Origin of the sequence: Pseudomonas sp. PB105 (genome assembly GCF_009764655.1) — a bacterium.
GTDB classification, from domain to species: Bacteria; Pseudomonadota; Gammaproteobacteria; order Pseudomonadales; family Pseudomonadaceae; genus Aquipseudomonas; species Aquipseudomonas cyclaminis.
On the sequence record NZ_RWIO01000083.1, the window covers coordinates 23,200 to 35,534 of the forward strand.

Sequence of the window (12,335 nt, forward strand, 5' to 3'; positions counted from 1 at the left end):
CAGCCGGTAGGCCTTTACCTTTTTTGATGTAGGAATTTTCCTGTTTTATACCTACTCCCCTTCAAGTTCATGCTCCTGCCTTAGCTTCTGAGCTAATGTGCCCGCTTTATTTGCACACGCATGGAATACGATCATGAACACAGTTTTTATTATTGATGACCACCCGGTTATAAGGCTCGCCATACGAATGTTGTTGGAACATGAAGAGAATTTCAAAGTCGTCGGCGAAACGGATAACGGGTGCGACGCCATCCAAATGGTCCGCGAATGCATGCCGGACCTGATCATCCTCGACATCAGCATTCCGAAACTCGATGGACTGGAAGTGCTGTGCCGGTTCAACGCCATGAACACCTCGATGAAAACCCTGGTGCTGACGGCTCAATCGCCCACCCTGTTTGCCACCCGCTGCATGCGTTCAGGTGCCGATGGCTATGTGTGCAAGGAAGGCGACCTGAGTGAACTGATGAGCGCCATCCGTGCCGTCTTGTCAGGTTACAACTACTTCCCCAGCCAGGCCTTGAACACCAATGACGAAAGCGGCAAGGAGCTTGAACTGTTCAAGGCCGTTAACGATCGCGAGTTAATGGTATTGCAACTTTTCGCACAAGGTCGCACCAACAAGGAAATCGCCAAAGGCATGTTTCTGAGCAACAAAACAGTAAGCACCTACAAAAAGAGGTTAATGCAAAAACTTCAAGCCAAGTCTTTGGTAGAACTTATCGAGATGGCAAAACGAAACGCGCTAGTGTGAGAAAGCGGATGCCCAGCCGTATAAAGGACTATTTGATTATATTGAGTGCCGGTTTGTGCTTCAGCACTGCCGTGCCTGCAACCCCTCCAGCGAGCCCGGAACATTTCGACCTATTGAGTCGCGCAAACTCCATGCAACTGGAAACCCACCTGAACAAGGCCCAGCGCCAATGGCTCCAAAACAAACGGGAATTGGTGCTGGGAACGGCATACCCGGACTATCCGCCGTTTGACCTGACCTCCAGCGGGCACGACTACGAGGGACTCACCGCGGACTACGCCGGCCTCCTGGCCACGGCATTGGCCTTACCGATAAAGGTATTGCGCTACCCCTCCCGAGAAGCCGCCATTCGGGCCCTTGAAGCTGGGGATATCGATTTACTGGGCTCCTCCAACAGTTTTGAAGCGGCAAACCCCAACCTGACCCTGTCTGAGCCCTATGCCGCAGACCGGCCGGTGCTGGTGACCCGCGAAGGCGAGACCCGCAGCCTGAGCGACGGACTGGCCGGGATGCGTCTGGCACTGGTCTACCACTACCTGCCGCTGGGCGAGGTGGAGAAGCTGTACCCCAAGGCGATCATCCGCGCCTACCCCTCTTATCAAAACGCCTTGAATGCGGTGGCTTTCGACCAGGCTGACGTTTTTCTCGGCGATACCATCTCCACGCACTACATGATCAACAAGGGCTACCTGAAAAACATCCGCATGGCGAACTTCGGCAAACATGAAGCCTATGGATTCAGCTTTGCGATGCCCCAGGAGCAGCAAACCCTGTTGAGCATCGTCGACGCAGCACTGAGGGCCGTGCCTACCACCGAAAGGGAAGCGATCGCCAAGCGCTGGAGTGCCGGCAGCGACATCCTGTTGACCGACCAGAAGCTGCAACTGACGCAGCGCGAGGAACGCTGGCTCAGAGACAATCCGGTGGTCAAGGTGATCGTGAACCCCACCTTTGCGCCGCTGACGTTCTTCGATGCCGATGGCAATTTCCACGGCGTCACCGCCGACCTGCTGGAACTGATTCGCCTGCGCACCGGGCTGCGCTTCGAGATCCAGCGCGGGCGGGATGTGAACGCAATGATCGAAGACGTCGAGACAGGCAAAGCGGACATCATCGGGGCGATCATCCCGAGCGTCGAACGCGAGGCTCAAATCAACTTCAGCCGCCCTTACCTGGAAAACTCCTACGTAATGCTGACGCGCAAGGACGGCCAGGCACCCACAGGTCTGGAGGAAATGGAGGGCAAACGCCTGGCGATCACTCAGGGCAGCCCGCTGAAAAAATTCCTGCGCGAGCAGTTCCCAAAGATTCAACTGGTAGAAGCCGGTGACACCTTCAAGTCAGCCGAGATGCTCGTACAAGGCCATGTGGAGGGCGCCGTGAATACCCTGGTGGTCGCCAATTACTTTCTGACCTCGCAGATGTTCCAGGACAAGGTTCAAATCAGCTTCAGCATTGGCACCATGCCCGCCACCTTTGGATTGGCGACGTCACGCAGCGCCACGGAACTCAGCTCGATCCTCGACAAAGCCCTGCTCAGCATCGCCCCGGATGAGCTGGGGGTGATCAACAGTCGTTGGCGCGGCTATACCGCCGCCTCAGACAGTTACTGGCGTGACTATCACCAACTCATTGCACGCATCATCATCGGCACCGGGTTGCTGCTGCTGATTTCCCTGAGCTGGAACGCTTACATGCGCCGCCAGATCAGTCACCGGAAAATGGCCGAGCGCGCCCTCAATGATCAGTTCGAGTTCATGCGCGCACTGGTCAATGAAACCCCGCACCCGATCTATGTACGTGATAGCAGGGGGCTGCTGCAGACCTGCAATGACAGCTACCTGCAGGTGTTCGACGTCAAGCGCGAAGACGTGATAGGCAAAAGTGCGGTCCAGATCAGCACAGCCCTTGCAACGGAAGCGGCGCAATACCATGCCGACTATCAACGCGTGGTGGCCGAAGGCAAACCGATGATCCTGGACCGTCCCCTGCATATTCGCGGAAAAAAACTCACGATCTACCACTGGATCCTGCCGTACCGTGACTCGGTCGGTGAAGTTCAGGGCATCATCGGTGGCTGGATAGACATCAGTGAGCGACGCCAGCTGTTCGACGAACTTCGTACCGCCAAGGAACGAGCCGACGAAGCCAACCGGGCCAAGAGCACGTTCCTCGCGACCATGAGCCATGAAATCCGCACACCGATGAACGCGGTGATCGGCATGCTGGAACTGACCCTCAAGCGGGCGGACCAGGGCCACCTTGATCGCCCGGCCATCGAAGTGGCCTATAACTCAGCCAAGGATCTGCTGGAACTGATCGGCGACATCCTGGACATCGCGCGTATCGAATCCGGGCGCCTGAGCCTGGCACCGGAGCGCGTCAACCTGCGGGAAGTGATCGAGTCGGTGGTGCGTGTCTTCGACGGCCTGGCGCGTCAAAAGAGCCTCAGCCTGATGCTGGAGTTCACGCCAGACCTTGAAGACACTGAAGTCTTGATCGACCCACTGCGCTTCAAGCAGGTGCTGTCGAACCTGGTCAGCAATGCCATCAAGTTCACCGAGCGTGGCCAGGTAAAAATCAAGGTACAAGTCTTACCCACTGAGCTGGCGCAACAGGTCGAGATGAAACTGGTGGTGGAAGACACCGGCATCGGTATCAGCCGGGACGACCAGAAGCGCCTGTTCGAACCCTTTGCCCAGGCCGACAATTCCGGGCAACTGGCCAGGAGCGGCGCAGGCCTGGGGCTGGTGATCTGTCGCAGCCTGTGCGCCATGATGGGCGGGCAACTGAGCCTGAGCAGCGTGCCCATGGTGGGTACCCAAGTGCATGTGAGCCTGAGGATGACGCGCCTGCAACCGGTGACGACGGCGGACGAACTCAAATCCGAGGCGCCTGCAAGCGCGACCGTGCTCAATGTGCTGGTGGTGGACGATCACCCGGCGAACCGTTTGCTGATGTGTCAGCAACTCGGTTTCCTGGGCCACCAGTTCACTGCCGCCCAGAACGGGGCCACCGGTTTCCAGGCGTGGCGCCAGGAGCACTTCGATCTGGTGATCGCCGATTGCAACATGCCCATCATGAACGGCTACGAGTTGAGTCGCTCAATCCGCGAATATGAACAACGCGAACACCTGAAGCCCTGCGTCGTGCTGGGCTTCACCGCCAATGCACAGCCCGAGGAGAAGCATCGCTGCGCAGAAGCAGGCATGAACGACTGCCTGTTCAAACCCATTAGCCTCACGGCGCTGGAACGGCAACTGGCAAAGATCAGTCCGCAACCCACCCACATGATCCTGGACCTCGGCAATTTCGAGAACCTTACCGGTGGCGACCCGCACATGAGCCGTCGCTTGCTGGAAGAGCTACTGAAAAGCAGCCGTCAGGATCGCCAAGAGTTGGTCGCACTGATGGCTGCGCAGGCCCCGGCCCAGAACATCATCGAACAGGCTCACAAGATCAAGGGCGCTGCCCGCATCGTTCAAGCCAGTACGCTGGCCTCGCACTGCGAAGCCCTTGAACAGACCTGTGCCCACGGCGATGAACGACACCTGATCAATGCGGGTGTGAAATCCCTGGAAAAGCTGATGCTGGAGATGGAGAGGATGCTGCAGGTGCAGCTTGACGGGATGGAGGGTCAGTAAGGGGGCGTGCTGCGCCCCCCTGCTTGATCAGCAGTCGGTCAAGCGCAGGAAGATCGCCGCCAGATGTTCGATTCCCGCCTGGTCCTGAGGGGTAAAGCGGGCCAGCAAGGGGCTATCGAGGTCGAGGACGCCAATCAACTTGCCGTCCTTGACCAGTGGCACCACCAGTTCGCTGTTGGACGCGCTGTCACAAGCGATATGCCCGGGGAACGCGTGCACATCTTCCACCCGTTGGGTTTGCCGCGAGGCCGCAGCGGCACCGCAGACCCCTCGGCCAAACGGAATACGCACACACGCGATCTGCCCCTGGAATGGGCCGAGTACCAGCTCTTCATTGCGGTTGAGGTAAAAGCCGGCCCAGTTCAGGTCATCCAACTGGCTAAACAGGAAAGCGGAGAACTGCGCGCTGTTGGCGATGAAATCGCGTTCATCCGCCAGCAGCGACTCCAACTGGGCACACAGCAGGGCATAGCCACCGAGACCGGTGCCGGCTTGTTGTAAATCGATCATGGTTGACGCTCCAATAATTTGAGGCCCACCCAATAACGGGCGAATTGATACGCGCAACGGCCGTTGCGGTTGCCGCGCCCGGTCGCCCAGCGCACGGCCAGAATGTCGAGGGCTTCATCGCGCTGCCACTGCAAACCCGCCTTGTTCGCCAGCTCACCGATCCAGTGCTCGACCACATCCAGAAAATGCTCCTGGGTGAACGGGTAAAACGACAGCCACAAGCCAAAACGGTCGGACAGGGCAATCTTGTCTTCCACCGCCTCACTGGGGTGCAGTTCGCCATCCACGCGCTTCCAATTGTCGTTGTCGCTCTGGTTTTCCGGCACCAAGTGACGGCGGTTGGACGTGGCATACAACAGGACGTTTTCAGGCGCCTGTTCCAGGGAGCCATCCAGTACGCTCTTGAGTACCCGGTAGTCGCCCTCGCCGGCCTCGAACGACAGGTCGTCACAAAACAGGATGAAACGCTGCGGCAGCTTGAGCAGTTGCTCAACCACACGGGGCAAGTCGGCCAGGTGGTCACGCTCGATTTCGATCAGGCGCAAACCGGCCTCGGCATGCTGGGCGAGCAACGCGCGCACCATGGACGATTTACCGGTACCGCGCGAACCCCACAGCAACGCATGGTTGGCGGGCAGCCCATCCAGAAACTGCTGAGTGTTGCGCGCCAGTGTTTCACGTTGCTTGTCCACGCCAATCAGGTCGGACAGGCGCATGTCCAGGCTCACATCCAGGGGCAACAGGAAACCACTGCGGCCTTCACGCTGCCAACGGGCGGCCAGGCAATGGTTCCAGTCGATGGCTTGGCGTGGCGCGGGCAACAAGGGTTCCAGACGAGCGAGCACTGCATCGGCCCGCTCCAGAAAGGCATTCAATCGAGAGTCCACGATTATTCCTCTGGCAAGTTCTTGTAAAAGATGGCGTATTGGCAACCCTGCGACAGACCGCTTGGGGCTGCGTAAAAAACGATTTATGCCGGGCAAGCCTGAGCCTGTGGATGTTCAGCTATGCTTGCCGGGCGAAGGGAAACGTGAAGTGGTTCAACACTCGATGGATATCAAATTCGCCCACCGCTTGTCTTTTAAACAAGCCAGATTGACTGTGCTGGTCGGTTTCGTCTTGGGAACCTTGCTCAGCCTGATCCAAATCGGCATTGATTATGCCAGTGAAGACGCATCCATCAACCGTGAAATACGCTCGCTGATCGAAATCAGCCATAACCCGGCGTCACGTATTGCCTACAACATCGATGCGGAACTGGCCCAGGAGCTGACCCGCGGCCTGTTGCACTCCCCAGCCATCATTCGCGCGCAGTTGATCGACAACAACGGCGTGGTACTCGCCGATGTCGACCGGCCACGCAAGGAAAGCACTTACCGGCCTATCAGTGACTTCATGTTTGGCGCCAACCGCCAGTTCGAAGACCAACTGTTCCTGAGCCACATGCCTAACGAGTCACTGGGCGTACTACGTCTGGATGTCGACACCTACGCTTTTGGCAGCCGGTTCCTACGCCGCGCCGAGATCACCCTGCTCAACGGATTTGCCCGCAGCCTGCTGCTGACCGGGATTCTGCTGGGCCTGTTCTATGTGATGCTGACTCAACCGCTGGTGCGCATTATCCGTGAACTGAGCACCCGCAAGCAGGCCCGCCTGGATTGCCCGCCGGGGCATGAGCACGATGAAATCGGCGTGTTGGTGAATGTCGCCAACCAGCAATTCGAAAACATGGAAACCGAAATCCAGCAACGCCGTCACGCCGAAGACCGATTGACGGAATACCTGGGGCAACTGGAGGACATCGTCTCCGCTCGCACCCTCGAACTCAAGGCCAGCAACCAGCGCCTGACCCAGACCAACAATGAGCTCGAAGCGGCAAAGATGAATGCATTGGCCATGGCTCAGGCCCGGGCGGCTTTCCTCGCAAACATGAGCCACGAAATCCGCACCCCGCTCAACGGCCTGCTGGGCATGATCGCGCTGTCGCTGGACAGCCCGTTGAACGCCGAGCAACGCCAGCAACTGTCTATCGCCCATGACTCGGGCAAAGTGCTGGTGGAGTTGCTCAACGATATTCTCGACCTGTCCAAGTTTGATGCCGGGCAGTTGGAGCTGGAGCGCATCCCGTTCGACCTCGGCGCGCTGGTGGAAGACACCGCGAACCTCTTGTCACAGAACGCAGCGCCGAGCGTGGAACTGACGTGCCTGATCGACCCGCAGTTTCCGGCCCAGGTACTGGGCGACCCGACCCGTGTGCGGCAGATCGTCAGCAACTTACTGTCCAACGCCCTCAAGTTCACACGCTTCGGTCGCGTTGATGTGCGCCTGCACACCCACGACGGCGGCGTGCGTATTGAAGTCTGCGATACCGGCATCGGCATTGCGCAGGATGCCCAGGTGAAGATCTTCCAACCGTTCACCCAGGCCGGTGCCGGTATCACTCGCCAGTTTGGCGGGACGGGCCTGGGTCTGGCGCTGACCCACAACCTCTGTGAAGCCATGAAGGGACGGTTGAGTATCAGCTCGGAGGTGGGCTTTGGCAGCCAATTCTGCGCAGACCTGCCGCTGACCACCCATTTGCCCGCCGTGCAGCCGCCGCCGCTGAGCGGCCAGGTCATCGCCATCACCAGCGCTGGCGGCGGCCTGACGGAGTTGCTCACCACACTGCTGCCCAGTTGGGGGCTGACACCGCGTTGTTTCACCATGGATGACGATTTGAGCGGGCAAACGCCTGACCTGCTGATTACCGATTGCCCGGAATGCCTGTTCCGCATACGGCCGGGCATTACCGCGCCCATTTTGCTGGTGACGGCCTATGGCAATTTCATGCCCAGCGAGGAAGTGGCAGCGCTGGTACCCCTGCACCAACAGGCGCGTCCTTTGAGCCGCACCGCGCTGTATCAGATCCTGCTGCGCAACATGCACAGAGGCACGCAGTTGATCCTTGATCCGATCCAGCTGGATGCGGCCCCCCTCGCGCATCGCGCGCGCATCCTGCTGGTGGAGGACAACCCGGTCAATCAACTGGTGGCCAAGGGCATGCTCAGCAAACTGGGCTGCGAGGTGATTGTGGCGCCCCATGGCGGCGAAGCGCTCAAACTCCTCGAAGAGCAACCCTTCGACCTGGTGCTGATGGACTGCAACATGCCGGTGATGGATGGCTATGAAGCCAGCCGACAGATTCGCCGCAGCGGGCGCTGGCCGGACCTGCCGATTGTCGCGTTGACCGCCAACGCCCTGTCCGAGGAGCGCGAGCGGTGCCGTGCGGCGGGCATGAATGACTACCTGGCCAAACCGTTCCGCCGCGAAGAACTCAATGCCCTGCTGGACCTGTGGGTGCCTCGGACGACAACGCTCTGATCTGCGCCAGCAACTGATCCAGACCGTCACGCAAGGCGTCAGCCTGGTTCAGGTCAACCCCACTGGCGCACAGCAACCGGGTTTTCAGGGCGAGGGTCTGATCACGCAGCTGTACGCCGCTGTCACTCAGGCTCAGGTGAACCTCCCGCTCATCCTGGGCACTGCGCCGGCGCCGCACCAGCGCAAGTTGCTCCAGACGCTTGAGCAAGGGCGTCAACGTACCCGAGTCGAGCATCAGGCGTTCGCCCAGGGCTTTGACTGTTGGTTGCGACGTTGGCGTGTCGTGCCACTCCCACAACACCAGCATCACCACATATTGCGGATAGGTCAGGCCCAATTGGTCGAGCATCGGCTTATAGGCGCGTGTAACAGCCCTGGAAGCAGCGTAGAGCTTGAAACACAGCTGGTTGTCCAGGGCCAGGGACACGGCGGGCGGCTGGATCATTTGAGCAGGGCTTCGATCTCTTGGGTCAGGTCCTGCGGCTTGGTGGTGGGGCCAAAGCGCTTGACCACCTGGCCGTCGCGGCCGATGAGGAACTTGGTGAAGTTCCACTTGATGCCTTTGGAACCCAGCAGGCCCGGCGCCTGTTTTTTCAGTTGCACGAACAGTGGATGGGCATCGCTGCCATTCACGTCGATCTTCTTGAACAACGGGAAGCTGACACCGAAATTCAGCTCGCAGAATTCTGAGATCGCGCCTTCGTCACCCGGCTCCTGCTTGCCGAACTGGTTGCAGGGAAAGCCCAGCACCACCAAGCCCTGATCCTTGTATTGCTGCCAAAGCTGTTCCAGCCCCTTGTACTGCGGGGTGAAACCGCACTTGCTGGCAGTGTTGACCACCAGCACGGCCTTGCCGGCGAAATCGGCCAAGGTCTTTTGCTCACCTTTGATGGTGGTGCAAGGGATGCTCAGCAGGTTGTCGCTCATGGCAGTGCCTCAAGAAAAAGGGAGAAGAAGGAGAAAGATAGTAGGCGATTCAATTGTGTGCAATTGAATTGATCGGAATGATAGTGCCTTATGGGCACGGGATGAGGGAGCAGGCTCCCTCACCACGAGGACTCAGCGCGGGACCAGGTCCAGGCACACCGAGTTGATGCAATAACGCAGACCGGTCGGCGGCGGACCATCCGGGAACACGTGGCCTAGATGCGCATCACACTTGGCGCAGGTGACTTCGGTGCGGATCATGCCGTGGCTGACGTCACGGATCTCGATCATCGCGCTGTCGGCAATCGGCGCGTAAAAGCTCGGCCAGCCGCAGCCGGAATCAAATTTGGTGGCGGAGTCGAACAGCGGCTCATTGCAGCAGATGCAGTGGTACACGCCGCCGGTCTTGGTGTCGTTGTACTTGCCGCTGAACGGGCGCTCGGTACCTTTGAGCCGGCACACGTTGTACTGCTCGGGATCGAGCATGGCTTTCCACTCTTCAACGGTTTTCTGCAACTTATCCATCGGTACACCTCGGCAACTGAAAAAGCCTGATCTGTGTCTTTTCCATGGATCAGGCGGCACGTATGATTGCGCCTCTTCAAAACGCCAGTCTGGCACCCGCGCTATCGGCATTCAAACGTATTTATGGGTGCGGGCCCCGCAGGTTTCACAGTACGGTAGTGTCCACACCGTCTGGATCGTTCATTTTCAGGATCACATCGCCATGCAGGTCAGCAAATCGAACAAGCTCGCCAACGTCTGCTATGACATTCGCGGCCCAGTGCTCAAGCACGCCAAGCGCCTGGAAGAGGAAGGCCATCGCATCCTCAAGCTGAACATTGGCAACCCGGCGCCCTTTGGTTTCGAAGCGCCGGACGAAATCCTCCAGGACGTGATCCGCAACCTGCCTACCGCACAGGGCTACAGCGACTCCAAGGGCCTGTTCAGCGCACGCAAGGCGGTGATGCAGTACTACCAGCAGAAGCAGGTTGAAGGTGTCGGCATCGAAGACATCTACCTGGGCAATGGCGTGTCCGAGCTGATCGTGATGTCCATGCAGGCGCTGCTCAACAACGGCGACGAAGTGCTGGTACCAGCACCGGACTATCCACTGTGGACCGCCGCCGTGACCCTGGCCGGTGGCCACCCGGTGCACTACCTGTGCGACGAGGGCGCCGATTGGTTCCCGGACCTGGCCGACATCAAGGCCAAGATCACCCCGAACACCAAGGCACTGGTGATCATCAACCCGAACAACCCTACCGGCGCGGTTTACTCTAAAGAAGTGCTGCTGGGCATGCTCGAACTGGCCCGCCAGCACAACCTGGTGGTGTTCTCCGACGAGATCTACGACAAGATTCTCTACGACGATGCGGTCCATATCTGCACGGGCTCCCTGGCGCCGGACCTGCTGTGCCTGACCTTCAACGGCCTGTCCAAGTCCTACCGCGTGGCGGGCTTCCGCTCCGGCTGGATCGCCATCTCCGGTCCCAAGCACAACGCCCAGAGCTACATCGAAGGTATCGACATGCTGGCCAACATGCGCCTGTGTGCCAACGTGCCGAGCCAACACGCAATCCAGACCGCACTGGGCGGCTACCAGAGCATCAATGACCTGGTTCTGCCCCAGGGCCGCCTGCTGGAGCAGCGCAACCGCACGTGGGAACTGCTCAACGCGATCCCGGGCGTGAGCTGCGTGAAACCCATGGGTGCGTTGTACGCGTTCCCACGGATCGACCCGAAGGTGTGCCCGATCCTCAACGACGAGAAGTTCGTGCTCGACTTGCTGCTGTCGGAAAAACTGCTGGTGGTGCAGGGCACCGCGTTCAACTGGCCGTGGCCGGATCACTTCCGCGTGGTTACCTTACCGCGTGTGGATGACCTGGACATGGCGATTGGACGTATCGGCAATTTCCTCAAGTCCTATCGCCAGTAGGGGATATGGCGCTGTACGACCGACATTCGGTCGTACAGCGATTATCTGGCAACACTTCTCTGTCTTTACCCCTCCCCTCATACCGCCCGTGCCGCTCTATGGCCTCAAGCCCCCTATAATTGTTGGGCCACAAGACCATGAACGGCTTGTAAGGGGTAGCATTCCCGGTCGGAAAATCCCTTCAAGACTCTACATTCGAGCTGTAGGACACAGTTTGAAATAGTCGCTCGGTTGAATCACCCCATGCCGCACCTTATATACCCCGCAGTAAGCGACATATTAAGCATGAGGAGAACTCTACAACCATGATGCGCATCCTGCTGTTCTTGGCCACCAACCTGGCGGTCGTGCTGATTGCCAGCATCACCCTGAGCCTTTTCGGCTTCAACGGGTTCATGGCGGCCAACGGGGTTGATCTGAACCTCAATCAGCTGCTGATTTTCTGTGCGGTCTTTGGTTTTGCCGGCTCGCTGTTCTCGCTGTTCATCTCCAAGTGGATGGCGAAGATGAGCACCAGCACCCAGGTCATCACCCAACCACGCACTCGCCATGAACAATGGCTGATGCAAACCGTGGAGCAGTTGTCCCAAGAGGCAGGTATCAAAATGCCCGAAGTCGGGATTTTCCCTGCTTATGAGGCCAACGCCTTTGCAACGGGCTGGAACAAGAACGACGCGCTCGTGGCCGTCAGCCAGGGCTTGCTCGAACGTTTCTCACCCGATGAAGTAAAGGCAGTACTCGCGCACGAGATTGGCCACGTTGCCAACGGCGACATGATCACCCTGGCATTGGTGCAAGGCGTGGTGAACACCTTCGTGATGTTCTTTGCGCGGATCATCGGCAATTTTGTCGACAAGGTGATCTTCAAGAACGAAGGCGGTCGCGGTATCGCCTACTTCGTGGCGACCATCTTTGCCGAAGTGGTACTGGGCTTCCTGGCCAGTGCGATCGTGATGTGGTTCTCGCGCAAACGCGAGTTCCGGGCAGACGAAGCCGGCGCACGCCTGGCGGGCACCAGCGCAATGATCAGTGCGCTGCAACGCCTGCGCTCCGAACAGGGCCTGCCGGTGCACATGCCTGACAGCCTGACCGCCTTCGGCATCAACGGCGGCATCAAGCAGGGCCTGGCGCGCATGTTCATGAGCCACCCACCGCTGGAAGAGCGTATTGACGCGCTACGTCGTCGGGGCTGATACCCGGT

10 protein-coding genes are annotated in these 12,335 nt (G+C 58.9%); 5 read left to right on the plus strand and 5 right to left on the minus strand.

What is annotated here, in order from left to right; genetic code table 11:
• Positions 1-133 precede the first annotated feature (133 nt).
• Entirely contained in the window at positions 134-754 is a 621-nt protein-coding gene (locus EJD88_RS19765; RefSeq protein WP_099586790.1) for a response regulator transcription factor, read from the plus strand.
• Positions 755-762: 8 nt separating this feature from the next.
• The gene (locus EJD88_RS19770) at positions 763-4,398 is read left to right on the plus strand and encodes a transporter substrate-binding domain-containing protein (protein WP_158878805.1); all 3,636 of its coding nucleotides are present in this window, start codon (positions 763-765) and stop codon (positions 4,396-4,398) included.
• Positions 4,399-4,425: 27 nt separating this feature from the next.
• Here the strand turns inward: EJD88_RS19770 and EJD88_RS19775 are convergent, their stop codons facing one another.
• Both EJD88_RS19775 and EJD88_RS19780 read right to left on the minus strand, forming a co-directional pair.
• Positions 4,426-4,908 (minus strand): GAF domain-containing protein, encoded by a 483-nt coding sequence (locus tag EJD88_RS19775; RefSeq protein ID WP_112194267.1) that lies wholly within the window; start codon positions 4,906-4,908, stop codon positions 4,426-4,428.
• Positions 4,905-5,795, minus strand: a complete 891-nt coding sequence (locus tag EJD88_RS19780) for an ATP-binding protein (protein ID WP_099586793.1) — start codon at positions 5,793-5,795, stop codon at positions 4,905-4,907. Before EJD88_RS19780 ends, EJD88_RS19775 begins: the two co-directional genes overlap by 4 nt.
• Positions 5,796-5,958: 163 nt before the next feature.
• Here EJD88_RS19780 and EJD88_RS19785 point away from each other — a divergent pair, with 163 nt between their 5' ends.
• Positions 5,959-8,268 (plus strand): response regulator, encoded by a 2,310-nt coding sequence (locus EJD88_RS19785; protein ID WP_158878806.1) that lies wholly within the window; start codon positions 5,959-5,961, stop codon positions 8,266-8,268.
• On the opposite strand, the gene EJD88_RS19790 is transcribed toward EJD88_RS19785, so the two are convergent.
• From EJD88_RS19790 to msrB, 3 genes are all read right to left on the minus strand, one after another.
• Positions 8,222-8,713, minus strand: a complete 492-nt coding sequence (locus tag EJD88_RS19790) for a MarR family winged helix-turn-helix transcriptional regulator (RefSeq protein WP_158878807.1) — start codon at positions 8,711-8,713, stop codon at positions 8,222-8,224. The two genes, EJD88_RS19785 and EJD88_RS19790, sit on opposite strands and share 47 nt — an antisense overlap.
• Positions 8,710-9,195, minus strand: coding sequence for a glutathione peroxidase (locus tag EJD88_RS19795; protein ID WP_099586796.1), 486 nt, complete (start codon positions 9,193-9,195; stop codon positions 8,710-8,712). The genes EJD88_RS19790 and EJD88_RS19795 overlap by 4 nt, the downstream gene beginning before the upstream one ends.
• Before the next feature lie 132 nt (positions 9,196-9,327).
• Positions 9,328-9,720 carry a peptide-methionine (R)-S-oxide reductase MsrB gene (gene msrB / locus EJD88_RS19800; RefSeq protein WP_158878808.1) on the minus strand — a complete coding sequence of 131 codons (393 nt, stop codon included), beginning with the start codon at positions 9,718-9,720 and terminating at the stop codon, positions 9,328-9,330.
• Between the two features lie 202 nt (positions 9,721-9,922).
• On the opposite strand from msrB, the gene EJD88_RS19805 reads away from it, so the two are divergent.
• A complete protein-coding gene (locus EJD88_RS19805; protein WP_017136168.1) occupies positions 9,923-11,134 on the plus strand; it encodes a pyridoxal phosphate-dependent aminotransferase in 1,212 nt (403 codons plus the stop codon).
• A gap of 305 nt (positions 11,135-11,439) precedes the next feature.
• Positions 11,440-12,327 (plus strand): protease HtpX, encoded by an 888-nt coding sequence (gene htpX, locus EJD88_RS19810; protein ID WP_099586798.1) that lies wholly within the window; start codon positions 11,440-11,442, stop codon positions 12,325-12,327.
• The last annotated feature ends 8 nt before the right edge of the window (positions 12,328-12,335 follow it).

Bases quoted from the DNA above. Each gene is read 5' to 3' on its own strand.
- EJD88_RS19765 (WP_099586790.1), top strand. From the start codon at position 134: ATGAACACAGTTTTTATTATTGATGACCACCCGGTTATAAGGCTCGCC.
- EJD88_RS19770 (WP_158878805.1), top strand. From the start codon at position 763: ATGCCCAGCCGTATAAAGGACTATTTGATTATATTGAGTGCCGGTTTG.
- EJD88_RS19775 (WP_112194267.1), bottom strand. From the start codon at position 4,908: ATGATCGATTTACAACAAGCCGGCACCGGTCTCGGTGGCTATGCCCTG.
- EJD88_RS19785 (WP_158878806.1), top strand. From the start codon at position 5,959: ATGGATATCAAATTCGCCCACCGCTTGTCTTTTAAACAAGCCAGATTG.
- EJD88_RS19790 (WP_158878807.1), bottom strand. From the start codon at position 8,713: ATGATCCAGCCGCCCGCCGTGTCCCTGGCCCTGGACAACCAGCTGTGT.
- EJD88_RS19795 (WP_099586796.1), bottom strand. From the start codon at position 9,195: ATGAGCGACAACCTGCTGAGCATCCCTTGCACCACCATCAAAGGTGAG.
- msrB (WP_158878808.1), bottom strand. From the start codon at position 9,720: ATGGATAAGTTGCAGAAAACCGTTGAAGAGTGGAAAGCCATGCTCGAT.
- EJD88_RS19805 (WP_017136168.1), top strand. From the start codon at position 9,923: ATGCAGGTCAGCAAATCGAACAAGCTCGCCAACGTCTGCTATGACATT.
- htpX (WP_099586798.1), top strand. From the start codon at position 11,440: ATGATGCGCATCCTGCTGTTCTTGGCCACCAACCTGGCGGTCGTGCTG.